This is a genomic window from Nocardioidaceae bacterium (genome assembly GCA_018672315.1).
Classification (GTDB): Bacteria; Actinomycetota; Actinomycetes; order Propionibacteriales; family Nocardioidaceae; genus TYQ2.
Window position 1 is genome coordinate 1,270,369 of record CP076053.1, and the last position, 20,148, is coordinate 1,290,516.

Here is a 20,148-nt window from a genome sequence, read left to right on the forward strand (position 1 = left end):
GGCACCTGGTCTCCTCTCAGCGCAGGAACGCCGCGGCGACGCCGGCGTCGACAGGTACGTGCAGGCCGGTGGTGTGCGTCATCTCGGGTCCGCAGAGCACGAAGACAGCGTTGGCGATGTGGTCGGGCAGCACCTCGCGCTTGAGAATGGTGCGCTGCGCGTAGAACTTGCCCAGGTCTTCCTCAGCCACGCCGTACACCTCGGCCCGCTGCGCGCCCCAGCCGCCGGCGAAGATGCCGGAGCCCTGCACGACACCGTCGGGGTTGACGCCGTTGACCTTGATGCCGTGGGCGCCGAGCTCGGCGGCCAGCAGCCGCACCTGGTGGGCCTGGTCGGCCTTCGTGGCGGCGTACGCGATGTTGTTGGGCCCCGCGAAGACGGAGTTCTTCGAGGAGATGTAGACGATGTCCCCGCCCATGTCCTGCGCGATCATCGCCCTGGCCGCGGCCTGGGAGACCAGGAACGAGCCCTTGGCCATGACGTCGTGCTGGCGGTCCCAGTCGGACTCGGTGGTCTCGAGCAGCGATTTGCTCAGCGACAGGCCCGCGTTGTTGACCACGAGGTCCACGCCGCCGAAGGCGAGCACGGCCTGCTCGACCATGCGCGCCACGGCGGCTGCGTCGCTGACGTCGACCTCGACGCCCACGGCCACGTCGGTGCCACCGATCTCCGCTGCTGCCGCCTGCGCCTTCTCGGCAGACAGGTCGGCCACCACCACGCAGGCGCCCTCGGCGGCGAGCTTGTGCGCCGTCGCGAGACCGATGCCCGAGGCGGCGCCGGTGACCAGCGCGACGCGCGTCGCCAACGGCTTCGGCGCGGGCATGCGCTGCAGCTTGGCCTCCTCCAGGGCCCAGTACTCGATGCGGAACTTCTCCGACTCCTCGATGGGTGCGTAGGAGGACAGGCCCTCGGCGCCGCGCATGACGTTGATGGCGTTGAGGTAGAACTCGCCGGCCACCCGCGCCGTCTGCTTGTTGCGGCCGAAGGAGAACATGCCGACCCCCGGCACCAGCACGATCAGCGGGTCCTTGCCGCGGATCGCCGGGGAGTCGGGCTCGGCGTGCCGGTCGTAGTAGGCCTGGTAGTCCTCGCGGTAGCGCTCCGCGAGCTCGTGCAGGCGGGTGATGCAGTCCTCGACAGAGGCGTCCGCGGGCAGGTCGAGCACGAGCGGCTTGACCTTCGTACGCAGGAAGTGGTCGGGGCAGGACGTGCCGAGGGCGGCCAGCCTCGGATGCTCGGTGGACGCGAGGAACTCGAGCACGGCGTCGGCGTCGGTGAAGTGGCCGACCATGGGCTGGTCGGCCGAGGCGATCCCGCGGATGGTCGGGGCCAGGGCGGCGGCCTTGGCCCGTCGCTCGGCCTCGGGCAGCGGACGGTAGCCCTCGAGGGCCGGCCCGAACGGCTCGGCCCGGCTGTGCTCGGCGATGTAGGCCGCGGCCGTGTCGATGATCCGCAGCGAGTTGCGCTCTGCCTCCTCCGAGGTGTCGCCCCAGGCAGTGATGCCGTGGCCACCGAGCACGCAGCCGATCGCCTGCGGGTTCTTCTCCTTGATCTCGGCGATGTCGAGGCCCAGCTGGAAGCCGGGACGACGCCACGGGACCCAGACGACCTCGTCACCGAAGATCGTGGTCGTGAGCTCGGGCCCGTCGACGGCCGTCGCGATCGCGATGCCGGAGTCGGGATGCAGGTGGTCGACGTGGGCGGCGTCGACGAGGCCGTGCATCGCGGTGTCGATCGACGGCGCGGCTCCGCCCTTGCCGTGCAAGCAGTAGTCGAACGCGGCGACCATCTCGTCCTCGCGCTCGACACCGGGGTAGACGTCGACGAGCGACCGCATCCGGTCCAGCCGCAGGGCCGCGAGGCCGGCCGCCGTCAAGGTGCCCAGGTCTCCACCGGAGCCCTTGACCCAGACCAGCTCCACGTCCTCGCCGGTGACCGGGTCGGTCTCTGTGCCCTTGGCTGAGGTGTTGCCGCCGGCGTAGTTGGTGTTCTTCGGGTCGCTGCCCAGTCGGTTGGACCGGGCCACGAGGTCCTGGACCACGGGGTTGGTGGTCGGTGCGGTGAGTGAGGTGCGTGTCATCGGTTCAGTTCCATCCTGCCTGGGCCCCGCCCTCGCGGGTCCGCTCGATCTCCTGCTGGTATCCGCTGGTCCGGTACGCCCTCATCGGGTCGCCCGGCAGCCCGCGGCCCTCGCGCCATGCCGCGAGGTCGGGTCGTACGTCGGTGTAGAACGCGTCCATCAGCACCTCGTTGGCGGTGAGCACGTCACCGTCGGCGCGCGCCGACGCCAGCGCGCCGCGGTCGAGTAGCAGAGCGCGTGCGAGCATCTCCTGCACGTTGAGCACCGATCGGATCTGGCCCGGCACCTTCAGCTCGATGTTGTGGCACTGGTCGAGCATCAGCGCGACGTCGCTGCCGCTGCCGTACCCGTCCCCCGCGACCAGCTCGACCAGGATGCGGAAGAGCTGGAAGGGGTCAGCTGCCCCGACGATCAGGTCGTCGTCGGCGTAGAAGCGGCTGTTGAAGTCGAAGGACCCCAGCTTGCCGAGGCGCAGCAGCTGCATGACGATGAACTCGATGTTCGTCCCAGGTGCGTGGTGCCCGGTGTCCAGGCAGACCACGGCGCGGTCGCCGAGAGCGGCGACCTGGGCGTACGCGGTGCCCCAGTCGGGCACGTCGGTGTGGTAGAAGGCCGGCTCGAAGAACTTGTACTCCAGCACCAGTCGCTGGCCCTCGCCCACCGAGGCGTAGATCTCGGCGAGGCTGTCGGCGAGGCGGTCCTGACGGGCACGCAGATCGGCCTGACCGGGGTAGTTGGTGCCGTCGGCCAGCCAGATCTTCAGGTCCCGTGAGCCGGTCTCGCCCATGATCTCGAGGCACCGCAGGTTGTGGTCGATCGCCTTGCGGCGGACCGCTCCGTCGCGGTGGGTGAGGCTGCCGAGCTTGTAGTCGTCGTCCTGGAAGGTGTTCGAGTTGATCGTGCCGAGCGCGACGCCACGGTCGGCGGCGTACGCGCGGAGCTTGCCGAAGTCCTCGACGTCGTCCCACGGGATGTGGAGGGCCACGGTCGGTGCGAGGCCGGTGAAGCGGTGCACCGTGGCGGCGTCGTCGATCTTCTCCCAGACGTCGCGCGGGGTGCCGGGGGTGCCGAAGACCTTGAACCGGGTGCCCGAGTTGCCGTAGGCCCAGGAAGGGACCTCGATCGCGAGCTCGGCCAGCTGGTCGCCGATGGTCTCGAAGGCGGTCATGGTGTCTCGTCTCTGGTCGGGGTGGGGGTGGTGTCGTCGAGCCGGTCGAGCTGTTCCTCGAGGTGGAAGACCTCGGTCAGGCGTACGAACCCGGTGTCGGGGGCCGCGTCGTCGAGTCCGGTGAAGAACTCCGCCATCTCCGACTGCCAGCGGGCGTTGACCTCGGTCGCCGCCATCGCCGCCTGGGCCTGCTCGAGGCTCGGCGTACGCAGGTGGCCGACGAGCAGGCCGTCGTCCCGGAGGAACAGCGAGTAGTCGTGCCAACCGGCGTCCGCGAGGGCCCGCAGCATGTCGGGCCAGACCGCGCGGTGCCGGGCCGCGTACTCCTCGAGCCGGTCGGGCCGGACCTGGAGGGTGAAGCAGACACGTTGCACGGGGTCTCCTTGCCGTCCGGTCGTGGCGGGTCCGGTCGCGCCGGACCCGCCACGCACGGTCGGGGGGTGGTCGATCAGAAGTCGAAGTCGCCGATGTTCTCGGCGTCGAAGACGAACGGGTCGCCGAGGAGCACTGTGGAGTCGGCGTCGACGGTGAACTCGCCGAGCTCGCCGGCCGAGAACGAGTCGCCCTCGGCGCCCTCGATCTCGCCCGAGGCCAGGGCGGTGGCGGCGTAGGTGGCCAGGGCACCGAGGTCCTCGGGGTTCCACAGGGCGAAGGCCTCGACGGTGCCACCCTCCACGTACTCGCGCATCTGGTTCGGCGTGCCCAGACCGGTCAGGGCGACCTCACCGTCGAACTGGCTGTCGGACAGGTAGCGCGCCGCGGCGGCGATGCCGACCGTGGTCGGGGAGACGATGCCCTCGAGGTCCGGGTTGGACTGCAGCAGCGCAGCGGTCTTGTCGAAGGACTCCTGGTCGTCGTCGTTGCCGTAGACCACGTCGACGAGCTCGATGTCGGGGTAGTCGGACTCGATCTGCTCGCGCATCAGGTCGATCCAGGTGTTCTGGTTCGTCGCGTTGGCACTGGCGGAGAGGATCGCGATCTGGCCGTCGCCGTCGATCTGCTCCGCGATCAGCTCGACCTGGGCCGAGGCGATGCCCTCGGCGGTGGCCTGGTTGATGAAGAGGTCACGGCACTCGGGCTCGGTGTCGGAGTCGAAGGTGACGATCGCGGTGCCGGCGGAGCGCGCCTGGTCGAGAGCGTCGCAGACGGCGGACGGGTCGTTGGCCGACAGGATCAGGGCATCGCGGCCCTGCTGCGCGGCGGTGTTGATGTACTGCACCTGCGCGTCGGGGGTGGCCTCCTGGGGACCGACCTCCTCGAACTCGGCGCCGACCTGCTGGGCTGCCGCACGGGCACCCTGGGTGGAGGTGTCGAAATAGGGGTTGCCGAGGTTCTTCGGCAGCATGGTGACGCTGACCTGCTCCTCGCTCGAGCCGGAGCCCGAGCCGGAGTCGGCCGAGCCGCCGCTGTCGCCGCCGCAGGCGGAGAGCGCCAGCGTGCCGCTGACTGCGAGGACGGCGAGGGTGCGCTTGGTGAACGACTTCGTGATCGACATGAGGTGACCTTTCGGGATGGATCGTTTCAATCGGAGGGATGCGGAGGTGACGTGTGGTGACGGCAGGGGCTAGGCCCCCGATCGGGACGAGCTGGACGAACCTGTCGGGGCCCCCGAGCCGGAGGACCGAGCGGCGAGGCGGCGCGACAGCGAGGCACGCAGGCTGCCGAGACGTTCGATGACCACCGGTGAGACGACCGAGGCGACGAGGAGCAGGCCGACGACGATGTTGATGACGTTGACGGTGACGCCCTCGAGGCGCAGCGCGGAGGACAGCACGCCGATGAGCAGCACGCCGGCGATGACGCCGTGCAGGCGACCTCGCCCACCGAAGATGGAGACGCCACCGAGCAGGACCGCGGCGATCACCTGGAGCTCCAAGCCGGTGGCGTTGTCGCCGCGGGCGCTGCCGAACCGCAGGGTGAAGTAGACGCCGGCGAAGGCGGAGACAGCACCCGAGAGCACGAAGAGGAGGAACTTGGTCCGCTCGACGTCGACACCGGTGAAGTGGGCGGCCTCGCTGCTCAGTCCGACGTCGTAGACACCGCGGCCGAAGGCCGAGAAGTGCAGCAGCCACGTGAAGAGCACCAGCAGCAGGAGGAACGGCACGATCACGTACGGCACCCCGCTCGCCCCGATCGTGGCGGTTGCGAGGTCGGACCAGGCGTCGGGGAACTCGGTGATGGCGGTGGTGCCCAGCAGGCCCACCGCCAGTCCGCGGAAGAGCGCGAGGGTGCCGATGGTGACGGCGAGCGAGGGCAGGCCGACGTACGCGACCAGGAATCCGTTGAAGGCGCCCGCGCCGGCCCCGGCGACGAGCACGACGAGCAGGGTCAGCGACATCGGGAGCCCGGCCTGGGTCAGCAGCCCGGTGAGCACGCTGGCGAGACCGACGATGCTGGCGACCGAGAGGTCGATCTCGCCGGTGACGATCACCATCGTCATCGGCAGGGCGATCAGCAGGATCGGCGCGGTGTCGAGCAGCAGGAACGTGAGCGTCAGCGGTCCGGCGAAGTTGTCGACGCTCGCCAACGCGTACGCCGCCACGGCGAGCAGCAGCGCCACGACCGCGCTCTCGCGGGTCAGCAGCAGGCGATGCCACAGCGGGTGGGCGTGATCGCGGTAAGCACGCTGGGTCGCCGTGCTCGTGCCGGTGTCGGGACGCGGCGACTCGACGGTGGCACTCATGCCTTCTCCTCGGTCTCGGTCAATCGTCGGGCGCGGCGGGCTGCCAGCACCCGGTCGAGCACGATCGCGGCGATGATGAGCACGCCCACGACGGCCTGCTGCCAGAAGTCGGGGATGCCGAGGATCGGCAGCGCCCGATTGATGGTCACCAGCAGCACGGCGCCGACCGCGGCGCCCCACACGGTGCCGGAACCGCCGAAGATCGCGACTCCTCCGATCACGACGGCGGCGACGACCTCGAGCTCGAGGCCCTGGCCGGCGCCGGAGCTCACCGTGCCGTAGCGCGCGGCGTACATGACGCCTGCCAGCCCGGCCAGTCCGCCCGAGAGCATGAAGGCGCTCAGGACGCGCCGGCGCACGGGGAGGCCGTAGAGCTCGGCGGCGTCGGGGTCGGAACCGATGGCGTACATCTCGCGGCCCGAGCGCGCGGTGTGGAGGAAGTACCCCACGGCCACCAGGACGGCGAGCGCCAGCCAGAAGAGCACCGGCACGCCGAGCACGGACCGCACACCCAGCTGCAGGAACGGCCGAGGCAGGTCGCCTGCGTTCACGCGGTCGCTTCCCGCCCAGGTCAGCACCATGCCGCGGTAGACGTACAGGGTGCCGAGCGTGATGACCAGGGCCGGCACCCGTCCGAAGGTCACCAGCAAGCCGTTGACGAGGCCCAGCACGACACCGACCGCGACACCCGCCGCCGCGACCGCCACGATGGGGATGCCCGGCACGTCGATGAAGAGGCGACCCGTGAGGTAGGCGGTCAGCCCGAGCACCGACCCGACCGAGAGGTCGACGTTGCGCGTGATGATGACGACCGCCTGGCCGGCGGCCAGCATCATGAGGATCGATGGGGTGAGCAGGAGGTCGCGCCATCCACCGGAGCTGAAGAGGAAGTTGGGCGTCTGGAACGTCGCCAGCGCGACGACCAGCACCAGCACGAGGGCGATCGACAGCTCTCGTGACCGGATCAGGGTCGTCGCGGCGTCGCGCGCACGTGCCGGCCCCGACCGCGGGCCCTGGCGGGTCGGAGGTCGACCGGGCCCCGGTCCGGTGCCGGCCTCCTCCGTGGAGGTCGCGGCCGTCGCGGAACCGCGAGCGGTCGCGGAGCGGGCGGCGGCGGCGTCGGCGCTCACGAGGCCACCGCCTCGGCGTCGCGACCGGACGCCGTGCCGTCCGCCCGCGCGGCCGTCCGCGTCGCCGCCTGCATCACCGTCGTCGGATCGGCCTCGGAGCGGTCGAGGTCAGCGGTGATCCGCCCCTCGCAGACCACGAGCACGCGATCGGCCATGCCGAGCACCTCCGGCAGCTCCGAGCTGATCATCAGGATCGCCAGGCCCTGGCCGGCGAGGTCGGAGAGCAGACGGTGCACCTCGGACTTCGTGCCGATGTCGATGCCCCGGGTGGGCTCGTCGATGATCAGCAGACGCGGCTCCGTCGCCAACCACTTGGCGATGACCACCTTCTGCTGGTTGCCTCCGCTCATCGTCGTCGCGCCGAGGTCCAGGGCGCCGGTCTTGACCTCGAGCCGCGCGGCCCAGGGAGCGGCAGCGGCAGTCTCGTCGGAGATGGTGAGGATGCCGGCGCGTCCGAGGCCACGTCGGATCACGCCCGCCACGTTCCGCGCGACCGAGGCCTCGGTCACGAGGCCCTGCTGGCGGCGGTCCTCGGGGATCAGGGCCATGCCGGCCTCGACGGCGGCCCGGGGGCTGCCGGGGCGCACGGCCTCGCCGCAGACCCGCACCGACCCCGCGTCGTAGCGGTCGACCCCGAACACGGCACGCGCGATCTCGCTGCGTCCCGCGCCGACCAGCCCCGCGAGGCCGACGATCTCGCCGGCGCGCACCGTGAGGCTGACGTCGGAGAAGACGCCGCGCGCACCGAGGCCCTCGACCTCGAGAACGGTCTCGCCGAGCTGGGCAGGCGTCTTGGGGAACAGATCGCCGACCTCGCGACCGACCATCAGACCCACGATCTCCTCGGGGTCGGTCTCGGCGGTCCGGCGAGTGCCGACGTACGCCCCGTCGCGCATCACGGTGATGGTGTCGCAGAGGTCGAAGACCTCGTCGAAGCGGTGGGAGATGAACACCAGCGCGCGGCCCTCGTCCCGCAGCCCACGGGCGACGGCGAAGAGTCGCTCGACCTCGACGCCGGACAGTGCGGCGGTGGGCTCGTCCATGATGAGGACCGTCGCGTCGAGCGAGACGGCCTTCGCGATCTCGATCAGCTGCTGGTCGGCGATGCTGAGACCGAGGGCGGGACGTCGTGGGTCGATGTCGACACCGAGTCGCGCGAAGAGGGCGCGCACCTGACGATCCATCTCGCGCCGGTCGATGCGTCGGCCGCGGCTGAGCGGCTGGCGTCCCATGAACACGTTCTCCGTGACCGAGAGGTCGGGGAACAGGGTCGGCTCCTGGTAGATCACCGCGACACCAGCGGCCTTGGACTCGCTGGTGCTGGAGAAGTCGACGCTCTCGCCCTCGAGCCTCAGGTCGCCACCGTCGCGACGGTGCACGCCGGCGACGATCTTGACCAGGGTCGACTTGCCGGCACCGTTCTCGCCGACGAGCGCGTGGATCGATCCGGCGCGCGCCTCGAGGGTGCCCGAGGTCAGGGCGCGTACGGCACCGAAACTCTTCGTGACGTCGTGGAGCTGGAGCGTCACCTGGCTCTGCTCGCTCATGCACCCTCCTGATTGAAAGGTTTCAATGTGTGATCTCCGACGCTAGTGACCACGACCACACACGTCAAGGGTCGAGTGATTACGAAATCGCAGCGGGGCCTGGCGACAGCGCACGGAGGGCGCCTGAACGGTCACCAGTCGAGCATCAGCGTCGCCTAGCATGCCCGTGGAGGCGGACAGTCCGCTTTCCACGAGCAGGAGTGCTGTGAATCGACCCCCGGGCCGTGTCCCCGCAGGCCAGACGCGCGGCGCGGGCGAGTCGAGCCAGCCACCCGAACCCCGCCACTCCGTCGGGGTGAAGGACGTCGCGATCGCTGCGGGAGTCTCGCTGGGCACCGTGTCCAACGTCCTCAACCGTCCAGACCGGGTGAGCGAGGCCACCCGCGAGCGGGTGCTGAAGGCGGTGCGCGAGCTCGGATTCGTGCGCAACGAGTCCGCGCGGACGCTTCGCGCGGGTCGCAGCCGCGTCCTCGCCTACGTGATGCTCGACGCCACGAACCCGTTCTTCACCGACGTCGCCAGGGCGATGGAGGGCAGCGCCGAGTCAGCGGACCTGACGCTGTTCCTGTGCGACAGCGGGAACCGCGCCGAGCGCGAGCAGGCACACCTGGACCGCCTGGTGGAGCAGCGCGTCGCCGGCATCATGGTCACCGCGGTCGACCCGGGCTCGCCCCGGCTCCTCGAGGTCAGCGCCCGTGGAGTCCCCCTCGTCGTTGTCGACCGGGTCCGCGACGACGACGCCCTGTGCTCGGTCGCCGTCGACGACCACCTGGGCGGACGACTCGCGGTCGAGCACCTCGTGGAGCGGGGCCATCGCCGGATCGCCTTCGTCGGCGGCCCGCTCGGTCTCGGTCAGGTCGCCGACCGTCTCGCCGGGGCTCGCGAGGCGTGGGCGACGGCCGGGCGCGCCGCCGCCGACCTCACGGTCATCGACACCCCGGCCCTCACGGTCACCCATGGCCTCTCCGCGTGCGAGGCGCTGCTGGCGCAGGACGTGGATCGCCGCCCGACTGCCGCCTTCTGCGCCAACGACCTGGTCGCGCTCGGTGTGCTCCAGGGCATGGTCGGCAGAGAAGTCAGCGTGCCGGGGGAGCTCGCGATCATCGGCTACGACGACATCGAGTTCGCCGGCGCGGCCGCGGTGCCGCTGACGTCCGTACGCCAACCGCGTGCCGACCTCGGACGTACCGCCACCGAGCTCCTCCTGGCGGAGGGTGAGGGCACCCCGCACACGCACCGTCGGGTGGTCTTCGAGCCGGAGGTCGTCGCCCGGGCATCGACACGGACACCCTGACGACACGCGGCCGCCCCCGACCGGATCGCAGGTCGGGGGCGGTCGCTGTCCGACCGGGTCGTGCCCGGCCGTCGCTGCTCAGCGCAGGATCACCTCCACGGCGTGCTCGGTGCCGTCGGCGACCTCGACCACGACGGTGTGGCAGCCCGAGGCGCCCCGGGGCGTCGCCCAGTTGACGGCGAAGCCGTCGTCCTGGACCGACAGACCGCCACCGCGGGTCGCGAACCGGAGGTCCCCGGCGTCCGCCCGCGACTCCTCGGCGACGCAGCCGACGTACAGCCGGATGTCGTTCACCGCGTCGATGGACCGGCGCACCTCGCCGGCGGAGTCGAGCAGCATGAAGCGGATCGGCACGGTCGAGCCGGCCTTGACGGGGCTTCCGTCGGCACCCTTCGTACGCTCGAGTCCGCGTACCTGCCAGGATTCGCGCACCGTGACGGTTCGGCGCTCCACGGTCGTGTTGCCGGCCACGTCGGACGCCGTCGCGGTCAGCGCGTGCTCGCCCGGCTCCGTCGACCAGCCGGTGACCTCGCATCCTGCAGGCCCCGACAGGTCGTCGGTGGCCGTGCAGGTGGGCGCCTGCTGCGGCACCTGGCCGGCACCGAAGCTGGTGCCGTCCTCCGGCGCGGCACTCCAGATCAGACCCGGTGCCGTGGCGTCGCGGGAGACCTCCACCCGCTCCACGTCCGAGACATTGCCCGTCTCGTCGGCAGCGCGTACGGCGAAGACCGTCTCGCCCTCCGGCACCGTGACGGGGCCAGGGTAGGCGGTCCAGTCGCCGAGCTCGCCGGCGGAGCCGGAGCGGATCTCGATGGTCAGTGGACCGTCGGAGTCGTCGGTGGCGGACGCCTCGAGGGCGACCTCGCCGACGTACCAGCCGTTTCGGCCGTCCGGCTCGGCCGGGTCGACCGCGACCGTCACCGTCGGCGCGACGACATCGGGAGAGGACCACCCGGACGGGCAGACCGTGGTGAGGCGCTCGTTGTCGGCCACCGCGACACCCCGCTGCGTGCTCAGCACGTGGCAGCCCGGCCCTACGTCCGCGACCTCGGCGTAGCCGCCCGTGACCTTGACCGGCGTCGCGACTCCGTCGACGTACACGGTCTCGGTGCCGGCGGGCACCTTCGGCAGCGCCACGGTCGCTGTGCTGTTGGCCGGCACGTGCACCCCGACGTCGACACGGTCGCCGACGCGGTCGTACGCCGCCCCGATGTGCCCGCGCACCGAGGGCACCGTGACGTTCGCCCAGTCCAACCTGTCCGCTTGCGGCCGCACGTCGAAGGTGCGGTAGCCAGGCGTGGTCGGCCGGATGCCGAACATGCCCTGCGGCATCGCGTACGCCGGGGACGCCGCCCACGGGTGGGAGTAGGTGGTGTTGCCCTTGATGCTGACGTCCCAGGCCTCCATGGTCGCGCCGGCTCCGACGCGGACCATGTTGAGGTAGCTGCGCAGGCCGTCTGCGGTGAGCAGGTCGAACGCGATGTCGGCTCGGTCACCGTCGTAGAGCGCCTCGAACACGAACGCCGCGCAGTAGACGCTGCAATTCATGCCGCGGTCGCTGATGTAGTCGGCCACCCGGTCGGCCCGGTCCGGCGTTGCCACGCCGAAGGCGGTGGCGAAGACACTGGACTGGAACGCGAAGTGGTTCACCGGGGTGCGGTCGGCGTTCAGACCGTCGCGGTAGGCCCCGCGCTCCTCGTCCCACATGCGCTCGTTGACCGCGGCCGCGATCGTGTCAGCCCGCTGGGTGTAGGCCGTCACGTCGGCGGTGCGACCGAGCTCGGTGGCCATCGTCGCCATGGCACGGTAGGACCGCACGGCCAGGGCGTTGATCACCGTGTTGTAGGGGCGGAACACGAAGCCGTCGCGCTCCGAGGCAGGCCAGTCGACGATGTCGCAGTCCGTGCAGCTGTTGGCGCCGTTCGAGCCGGAGTTCTTGCGGATCAGGCCGGTCTCGGCCTCGAACCACTGCTCGGGCAGCTTGGACTTCACCGCGTCGTAGCGGCGCGCCAGGGCGGCGGCGTCACCGGTCTGCTCGAACCCGTCGGCCACCGCGAGGATGACGTACATCGGCCACTCGGTCGGCCAGGTGCGCTGGACGAACAGGTAGTCGGTGGAGAAGTCACCCAGCGTCGGGTCGGACGTGGTGTAGAGGTTCGCGAGCAGCTGCAGGTAGGAGTCCGCCTCGTACGGCTGCCGTTCGCGCTCCCAGGAGTCGACGTAGAGATTGCCGTTGAGCGCCTCGAGGGTGTTGCGCGAGAGCTCCCACACGCTGTTCAGCTCCGCGTCGGAGGATTCGAACACCGCACCGTCGGTGTCGAACGGGTAGACGTACGCCATCGCCGGGAAGTCAGAGGCGCCGAGCCCCGTGGGGGCGCCGCTGACCTCGACGTACCGGAACACCCGCATGCCCCACGTCTCGATCTGGTTGCGGCCCGCCTTGAGGGTCCACTGGTCGCGGTAGGTGTTGCCCGCGGTGGTGCGGTACTTCACCGAGCCGTTCTCGAGGACCTGGCCGTACCGGATGTCGAGCCGCTGGCCGGCCTCACCTCGGAGGTCCAGCGCTAGGCCGCCCAACCAGGATCGTCCGTAGTCGATGACGTACGAGCCGGGTGAGGTCTCGGTGACCGAGGCCGGGTCGCGCAGCTGCCGCTCCACCTTGGCCGTCGGGGTCGCCAGCAGCTCGTCGAAAGCCGGCTTCACGACCGGGGACTCCCAACCCGCGGCCTCGAAGCCGGGCTCGGCGAACCCCGTCGGGTAGGCGCGGTTGTCGACGTCCTCCATCGGCGCGGTGAAGTACTGCGTGCCGATGTCACCGCTGGCGGGGTAGGCCTCGAAGCCCGCGAGGGACCGCCAGGTGTCGTCGGAGCCGAAGACGTCGGAGGTGCCGTCGGCGTAGCCGACGACGAGCTCGGCCTGGAAGCGCTTGTCGGCGGTCGTGTGCGCGAGCGCCCCGATGGCGTTGGGCTGTCCCGGACGCACCAGCCCGGTGACGTCGAAGCCGTCGTAGCGGGTCTCCCCGCGGATCGGCCGCACGGGCCCGATGCCCACGAAGGTGCCATTGACCCAGACCTTGTGCACGAAGGCCCGCGCCGGCTGTGCGGAGGCGCCGGCGGTGTAGAGGTGGGCGTACGCGATCTCCTTGTCGGCCGGGACAGCCTCGCCCCGCAGGAAGGTCCAGTCGTTGCTCTCTTCCGCGGTCAGGCATGAGGAGCCGCGGGACACCGTCAGGGTCCCGGCGGAGACCTGACCGCAGGTCAGGGGGTTCTTGCCGTCGCTGAAGTCTGTGTCGATCACAGGGTCACCGCCGATCGGGGTGACCACGAGGCGCTCGACCTCGAAGGCCTCGAAGCCGCCGGTGCGTACGCCGGGACGCCCGGTGCGGTAGGTGGTGTCGACCAGGGTGTCGACGAGCACGTCGTCGACGTAGGTGCGCAGCGTCGTGCCGCGGGCCTCGACACGCAGCGCGTGCAGCTCGTCAGCTGCGACGGCGATGCCGGGCACACGAACGCTGCGGAGCCGGTCGAAGCTGCCACCGCGGTTGGCGTAGATCTCGACGAGACCCTCCGGGCTGCCCTGCTTGAGCTGCACCAGGTAGTAGCCCGCGTCAGTGCCGCGGATGGCCAGGGCAGCGGTGCTGGTGCCTGGCTCGATGCGCACGTCGGCCTCGGTCGTGTAGTCCTGCCACGCCGCGCCGGTGAGGCAGTTGCGGCTCCTGGCGACGTAGAGCCGGCCCGAGCGCAACTCGCCGCAGGCGAACTCCTCGGCTCCGGCGGAGAAGTCGTTGGCGTAGAGGACGGAGTCGTCCGCGCTGACCCTGAGGTCGTCGAAGAACGCCGATTCCGAGCTCCCGGTGCGGAAGCCGATGCCGCCGGCGGCGTGGGTGCCGTCGGTGATCGAGCTGACCCGGCTCCATTCCTGCGCACCCGCGGGGCGCAGATCGGTGACGATGCGAGATCCCTGCGTGGCGATGCGGAACTCGTACGTCGAACCGTTCATCAGCGTAAACGGCAGGGCGTCGATGCTGATGACGCGGTAGCTGCCGTTGCTCGTGACGTGAGCCTTAAGGGTGTTCGCGTCGGCGCCGGCTGACGCCCCCCGGAACTGCCACATGTAGAAGTCGTTCGTGCTCGTGGCTCGGAAGGTCACGCTCGCCGCGACCGACTCGACGGCGAAGGTGCCGGAGTAGGTGGCGTCGGTCCAGCCCTCGGCGACCGAGGGCGACCAGACGGGGCTCGAGTCGCTCCAGCTGCTGCCGGGGCCGGTCCCGAACGAGGCGGGCGCCGACCAGTCCGACGCCGTGCCGTCGCCGTCCCAGGTGCGTACGCGCCACGTCCAGCCGCCCGATGCAGCCAGTGAAGGGCCGTCGTACGCGACGCTCTGGCTGCGCTCGGACTCGATCTTGCCCGAATCCCACACGGTGGCCTCGGCTGCCGGGGCGCCCGCGGCGGAGACCTGCACCCGGTAGGCGCTCTGCATGCCATCGCCCGCACCGGGACCACCGATCGGGGGCTGCCAGCCGAGAGCGGGCTTCGTGCCCGGCTCGAGGTCGACGGGTCCGGTGCGCTGCGCGGTGCGCAGGGCGGTTGGCGCTGCCGACGCCACGCTCCCGGGAGCGGCCTGCGCTCTCGCGCTCGGGGCTGCGGGGGCGATTGCGGCGGTCGGGGCGGCGGTCGCCGGGGCCGGCAGCATCACCGAGGCGCCGACCGTCGCCACGGCGACGAGGCCGACCCACCATGACGCCCGACGGGGCGTCCGCGGAGGACGTGAGGTCATGGTCAGCTCCAACTCGGTGCGAGGGTTGAAAGGTTTCACAAGCGCTGACGGTATGGTGCTCGTCACAGGTCGTCAAGGGTCACCTGGAGAGAGCTACGGACCCGTCTGCCACGCGATCTGCGGCCGCCAGGCAGGGTCAGTCTTCTGCGGTCACGCGTACGCGCAGCTCCTGTGAGAGGTCGGCGCGCAGGACCCCTCGGCCCTCGACGAGCGCTGACGGGACGGCAACCGTCCAGACCGTCGTGCCGTCGGGACGGGCATCGGTCGTCCCCAACGCGTACGCCTCACCTCGCTGATGGACCACCAGCCGGACGTCGGTGGAGGGCCTGCCGTCCGGGCACCCCTCGGTGAAGTACATCCCCGTGACGCGGACGCGCTCCCCCGGCGAGATCGACGTCGCGGCGATGTCGAGCGTGGGCTGGGCCGTCGAGCACGACGCCGTCGCCGTGACCGCCCCACCGCAGGCTGCGAGAAGCCGGGAGAGGGCCACGTAGACCAGGAGTCCGGCAGCCCTCACCGCACCCGTGGTGCCGCGACGTCGCGTCGTCGCCGTGCGAGCGGGCCCCGACGCGGCGAGGCGTACGCGTGAGCTCATGCCCATGGGACGCGGGACCCGGCCGCACGGTTCCCGTGCACGCGCCTGACCCGTGCGTACGTCAGCCTTCACCCGTGCGTACGTCACCCCGAATGGCCGGGAGACCTGACAGGCGCACGGGTCGAGCTCGCCGCACTGGCTCAGTCGAGCCTGACCGCGTCGGCCGCAGCACACTCGTCGGGCACACCCGCCGGAACGGGCATGATGTGGGCCTGGAAGTCGTACGTCCTGCCGAGGGCGAAGCGCTCGTCGTCGTGCGTCACGACGACGCCTCCGCCTCGCACCGACAGCTGCGCCCCGGGCGGGAACACGGCCAGCGTCGACCCGTCGTCGCTCTCGAAGCCGACGCATCGATCTTCCAGGAGCACGATCGGTGCCGACCACCCGAACCCGGCGATCGCCTCCGTCGCCAGCGACCTGTCGTCGCGGACGAGCACCACGCCGTCGATCTCCTGCGGCCCGGTGCCGTGTCCCCACCACACGAAGGCTCCGACGACCACGGCCCCCAGACCTGCACCCACGACGCCGACGCGCCAGCTGCTCCTCGTCTTCGCGTTCGGTTGGTCTGCCATGTGGCTTCGACGCAGCGCGAACCGAACCGGTTCCCCGAGGCGTGATCAGGCCAGGGGTGGCGGGTCCGTGCGGTGCCGCGGTGGCGTACGCGACATCGTGAACGGGCTCCGCACCTGCGCCACCCCGTGACCGTCACCCAAGTCCGCCCGCGGGACCTCGGGTCGGGTCACCGGCGACAGGCCCAGCGACTCCGCCAGCGCGACGGCCTGCGAGATGTCGTTCACGGGTGCGGCCGGCACTCCCGCCTCGACGAGCACCGTGAACCAGTCGTCGGCTCCCCGCGTCGCGAACGTCCGGGACAGCTCGGCCATCAGGTCCGGCCGGTGCTCGACCCGCGACGGGTTGGAGACGAAGCGCGGATCCTCCAGCAGGTCGAGACGCCCGATCGCACGAGCCATCCGCGTGAACAGCCCGTCGTTGGCCGCCGCCACCGCCAGCGGACGGTCGGCCGTCGGCACCGTCTCGTACGGGGAGATCGACGGGTGCGCGTTGCCCATCGGGCCGGCCACGGCACCGGTGTGGACGTACGCCGAGCTCTGGCTCGTCAGCGCCGACAGCAGGCTGACCAGCAAGGACACCTCGACGTGCTGCCCCTCGCCCGTGACGTCGCGATGACGCAGGGCGGCGAGGATGCCGGTCGACGCGTGCAGTCCGGTGATGACGTCGACGAGCGCGACGCCGGTCTTCACGGGGCCGGTCTCGGGGTGGCCGGTGATCGACATGAGCCCTCCGGCGGCCTGCACGACGAGGTCGTACCCGGGCAGGTGAGCGCCCTCCCCGGAACCGAAGCCCGAGATCGAGCAGTAGACGAGTCCCTGGTTCGCCGCCGACAGCTGCGCGTAGCCGACCCCGAGACGGTCGGCCGTGCCGGGACGGAAGTTCTCCAGCACCACGTCGGCGTCCGCCGCCATCGCCCGCACCCGCGCGAGCCCCTCGGGCGTACGCAGATCGATCGACACCGACGTCTTGTTGCGGTTGACGCCGAGGAAGTACGACGACGCCTTCCCCTCGCCGTCGATGCCGGCGGCCACCCACGGCGGACCCCACGCCCGCGTCTCGTCGCCGACGCCCGGCTGCTCGACACGGGTCACGTCGGCTCCGAGGTCGGCCAGCATCATCGCGGCGTACGGCCCCGCGAGCACCCGGGACAGGTCCAGCACGCGCACCCCGTCCAGCGCCCCGCCCCCACCCGTCACAGACGCACCGGGCTCCGTCACGGACGCACCAGCACCAGCCGCTGCGTCGCGCGGGTGAGCACGACGTACAGCGTCGCCGGCCCCGTGCGCGACTCCGCCTCGATCGCGTCGGGGTCGACCACGACGATCCCGTCGAACTCCAGCCCCTTGGTGTCGTGGCCGGTCAGCACGACGACGCGGTCGTTCGCCGCCGCGGCGTAGCCGCCCGCCTCGGCCCGGGCCGCCTCACCGGCGTGCGGCGCGGCATCGACGAGCTCCGACCAGCCGGCCAGCCAGCCGTTGACCTCGGCCTGCCGGGAGGCCTCGACCACGATCCCAACCGTGCCGGTCAGCTGCTCGGCGAGCGCGACGACCTCACGACGTACGACCTTCTGCAGGTCACCGTCGGCGGCGAGCTCGACCGGATCGATGCCCGTCGACCGCACCGCCTCGGGGAGGTCGGCATCGAGCCCGACGTGCTTCGCGTACGCCGCGGCGAAGGCGTACACCTCCGCGGAGTTGCGGTAGTTCTTCGACAGGTGGAACGCGTGCCGGGCCTTGCCACGCAGCGCTTCCTCCCGCGCCTCGCCGGCCTCGTCGGGGTACGGCCACGACGACTGCGCCGGGTCACCGACGATCGTCCAGGTGGCCGTCGAGCCGCGGCGCGCGACCATGCGCCACTGCATGGGTGTGAGGTCCTGGGCCTCGTCGACGAGCACGTGGGCGTACCCGTCGTCCTCCGTACGCCCCGAGGGCGGAGCCCAGGAGCGTCCGCCCAGCTGGTCGGAGACGGTGGTGACCGGACGCAGGTCCACCTCCTCCTCGCTCTCGGCGAGGATGTCGTCGCGCTGCGGTGCCAGCGGCGGGTCGCCGAGCAGGTAGCGCAGCTCGTCGATCAGGGGGACGTCCCCGACCGTGAACGAGCCGTCCCCGCCCAACGACTCGGCCCAGTGCTCGGCGAGGAGGTCCACCTCGTCGCGGTCCAGCACCCCGTCGGCGGCGCGGCGTACGACCGCCGGGTCACGCAGCCACCGCATCACGCCGACCGCGTCGAGCTCGGGCCACCAGGCCGCCGCGAAGTCGCGGAAGTCGTCGTCGGAGACGAGCGTGTCGACGAAGTGGTCCTTGCCGAGCTCCTTGGCCCGGTCGCCGCGCACCTGGCGCCACAGGGCGTCGACCAGGACCTGCCCGACGCGGGCCTTCGCGCGGTTGCGGGTCACCGGCCCGCGAGACCGGCCCCGACCGCCGGCCCCGCCCAGCAGCCGTCGGCGCAGGTCGGCGAGCTCGCGGGGTCCGAGCCGCAGGCGGTCGTCGCGGTAGAAGTACGACAGCTCGTCCGGGGCACCGGGCACGGCCTGACGAGCCAACCGGCGGACCACCTCGGCCATCCGGGCGGACCCCTTGACGTCGGCGACCGCGGCGACGTCGGCGCGGGCCGCGCGGACGCCGTCGACGACCTCTCCCAGCGACCTCAACGCCACCGCGGTCTCGCCGAGGGAGGGCAGGACCCGCTCGATGTAGCGCATGAAGACGCCCGAGGGGCCGATGACGAGCACACCGCCGGACTCGTAGCGACGACGGTCGGAGTAGAGCAGGTACGCCACGCGGTGCAGCGCCACGACCGTCTTGCCGGTGCCGGGACCGCCGGAGATCTCCACGACACCGCGGGTGGGGGCGCGGATCGCCTCGTCCTGCTCCGCCTGGATGGTGGCGACGATCGAGTGCATCGACCGGTCGCGGGCACGCGACAGCTGCGCCATCAGGGCGCCCTCGCCCACGATCGGGAGGTCCGCGCCGGCCTTGGGGTCGAGCAGCTCGTCCTCGACGCCGACGACCCTGCGGCCCGAGGCCCGCAGCACCCGGCGGCGTACGACGGAGGCCGGCTCGGCGCTGGTGGCCTGGTAGAAGACCGCGGCCGCCGGGGCGCGCCAGTCGATCAGGAGGGTCTCGTGGTCCTCGTCGCGCAGGCCCAGCCGACCCACGTAGCGCGGCGCCTGCGAGACCTCCGGCAGCATGTCGAGGCGGCCGAACACGAGCCCCTCGTGGGCGGCGTCGAGCTGGGCGATGCGCTTCGCGGACTGGTAGACCATGGCGTCCCGCTCGACCAGGCCGCCCTCGTGACCGAGCGAGCCGCGGGCGTACCCCTCGGTCGCCAGCGCCTTGGCCGACCCGATCGAACGCTCCAGGTGGGTGTAGACCTCGTCGACGTACGCCTGCTCGGTCGCGACCTCGCGGGCGACCTGGGCGTCGGTCTCGTCGCTCACCGCGACCCCCTCCGTGACAGCTGCTGCTCGACGTCCGACCCCGACCTCGCATCGAGCGGACAGAACACCCTAGTGCGGGGGTGCGCCGTGCGGCTCGGAGGCCCGCGGCGGACTCTTTTCGGTAAAGAATCGATCAATCCGAGGGATCTAGGTCTCAAGGCCCTGGTCATCTGCTAGCACGACCCCCCACCATGGCCCACATGGGCCAGACCTTCCCCACCCGTGCGCGTCAGGCGTTGCTCGCCTGCACCGCCGTCGCGACCACCGCCACCCTGACGCTGATGGGTGGTCCGGCTCATGCCGCGGTGCACCAGCACGGCGACGCGTACGGAGACACCTCCTCGCGCACGATGCCTGCCGCGAAGGGCGCGCTGGCCCGCCAGGCCCCCGCCGACGGCCTGGGCGACATCACCTCGCTGGTGATCGGGCACCAGTACGAGACCGTCGACGTGCAGGTCGGCATGGCTGACCTGCGACCGTCCGGTGACGTGGTGGCCGTGCGCGTACGCCTGAAGACGCCGTCGGGGTCCTGGGCGGTGCGGGTCGCCGACGTGGCGCGCGACGGCGCGTACCATCGGGTCGTGAAGATGCGTACGCCCTCCTCCCGCGGTGCCGTCGACTGCGACGGTGTGACCGGGGTGCTGGACTACGACCTCGACACCGCCACCGTGCGGGTGCCCCGCACGTGCCTGGGTGGCGACCCCGCCTGGGTCCGCGTCGGTGCGACCAGCCGGCTGCGTGACGGTGGCCAGGTGCAGCTCGACGACGCGCAGCGCGTGGGCCGGGCCCCGAAGCGCACGGCGCTCTCGCCGCGAATCGTCGCCTGAGCAGGCCCGCTCGCACCTAGACTGCGGTCAGCACGG

General features: G+C 71.4%; 14 protein-coding genes. 2 read left to right on the forward strand and 12 right to left on the reverse strand.

Annotated features, from left to right (window positions below):
• Positions 1 to 16: 16 nt before the first annotated feature.
• The 7 genes from KLP28_05935 to KLP28_05965 all read right to left on the reverse strand — a co-directional run bounded on the left by KLP28_05935 (position 17) and on the right by KLP28_05965 (position 8,608).
• Positions 17 to 2,080: a bifunctional aldolase/short-chain dehydrogenase gene (locus KLP28_05935; protein QWC86238.1), complete on the reverse strand. Its 2,064-nt coding sequence runs from the start codon at positions 2,078 to 2,080 to the stop codon at positions 17 to 19.
• Between the two features lie 4 nt (positions 2,081 to 2,084).
• Positions 2,085 to 3,248 (reverse strand): L-rhamnose isomerase, encoded by a 1,164-nt coding sequence (gene rhaI, locus KLP28_05940; GenBank protein QWC86239.1) that lies wholly within the window; start codon positions 3,246 to 3,248, stop codon positions 2,085 to 2,087.
• Positions 3,245 to 3,622 (reverse strand): L-rhamnose mutarotase, encoded by a 378-nt coding sequence (locus KLP28_05945; protein ID QWC86240.1) that lies wholly within the window; start codon positions 3,620 to 3,622, stop codon positions 3,245 to 3,247. Before KLP28_05945 ends, rhaI begins: the two co-directional genes overlap by 4 nt.
• Positions 3,623 to 3,696: 74 nt before the next feature.
• Complete coding sequence (gene rhaS, locus KLP28_05950; protein ID QWC86241.1) at positions 3,697 to 4,743, reverse strand: rhamnose ABC transporter substrate-binding protein; 1,047 nt, start codon at positions 4,741 to 4,743, stop codon at positions 3,697 to 3,699.
• Between the two features lie 69 nt (positions 4,744 to 4,812).
• On the reverse strand, positions 4,813 to 5,931 hold the full coding sequence (locus KLP28_05955; protein ID QWC86242.1) for an ABC transporter permease: 1,119 nt from the start codon (positions 5,929 to 5,931) through the stop codon (positions 4,813 to 4,815).
• Positions 5,928 to 6,899, reverse strand: a complete 972-nt coding sequence (locus KLP28_05960; protein ID QWC86837.1) for an ABC transporter permease — start codon at positions 6,897 to 6,899, stop codon at positions 5,928 to 5,930. Before KLP28_05960 ends, KLP28_05955 begins: the two co-directional genes overlap by 4 nt.
• Before the next feature lie 158 nt (positions 6,900 to 7,057).
• Positions 7,058 to 8,608, reverse strand: coding sequence for a sugar ABC transporter ATP-binding protein (locus tag KLP28_05965; protein QWC86243.1), 1,551 nt, complete (start codon positions 8,606 to 8,608; stop codon positions 7,058 to 7,060).
• A gap of 160 nt (positions 8,609 to 8,768) precedes the next feature.
• Here KLP28_05965 and KLP28_05970 point away from each other — a divergent pair, with 160 nt between their 5' ends.
• Complete coding sequence (locus tag KLP28_05970; protein QWC86244.1) at positions 8,769 to 9,902, forward strand: LacI family transcriptional regulator; 1,134 nt, start codon at positions 8,769 to 8,771, stop codon at positions 9,900 to 9,902.
• Positions 9,903 to 9,980: 78 nt separating this feature from the next.
• Here the strand turns inward: KLP28_05970 and KLP28_05975 are convergent, their stop codons facing one another.
• The 5 genes from KLP28_05975 to KLP28_05995 form a co-directional block, all read right to left on the reverse strand.
• Positions 9,981 to 14,678, reverse strand: a complete 4,698-nt coding sequence (locus KLP28_05975) for a glycoside hydrolase family 78 protein (GenBank protein ID QWC86245.1) — start codon at positions 14,676 to 14,678, stop codon at positions 9,981 to 9,983.
• A 136-nt stretch (positions 14,679 to 14,814) separates the two neighbouring features.
• Positions 14,815 to 15,273, reverse strand: coding sequence for a hypothetical protein (locus tag KLP28_05980; protein QWC86246.1), 459 nt, complete (start codon positions 15,271 to 15,273; stop codon positions 14,815 to 14,817).
• A gap of 140 nt (positions 15,274 to 15,413) precedes the next feature.
• A complete protein-coding gene (locus tag KLP28_05985; protein ID QWC86247.1) occupies positions 15,414 to 15,845 on the reverse strand; it encodes a hypothetical protein in 432 nt (143 codons plus the stop codon).
• 45 nt (positions 15,846 to 15,890) lie between these two features.
• Positions 15,891 to 17,063, reverse strand: coding sequence for a CoA transferase (locus tag KLP28_05990; protein QWC86248.1), 1,173 nt, complete (start codon positions 17,061 to 17,063; stop codon positions 15,891 to 15,893).
• A complete protein-coding gene (locus KLP28_05995) occupies positions 17,060 to 19,285 on the reverse strand; it encodes an AAA family ATPase (GenBank protein ID QWC86249.1) in 2,226 nt (741 codons plus the stop codon). The genes KLP28_05990 and KLP28_05995 overlap by 4 nt, the downstream gene beginning before the upstream one ends.
• A 200-nt stretch (positions 19,286 to 19,485) precedes the next feature.
• Between KLP28_05995 and KLP28_06000 the strand changes: the two genes are divergently transcribed.
• Complete coding sequence (locus tag KLP28_06000) at positions 19,486 to 20,112, forward strand: hypothetical protein (protein ID QWC86250.1); 627 nt, start codon at positions 19,486 to 19,488, stop codon at positions 20,110 to 20,112.
• Positions 20,113 to 20,148 lie beyond the last annotated feature (36 nt).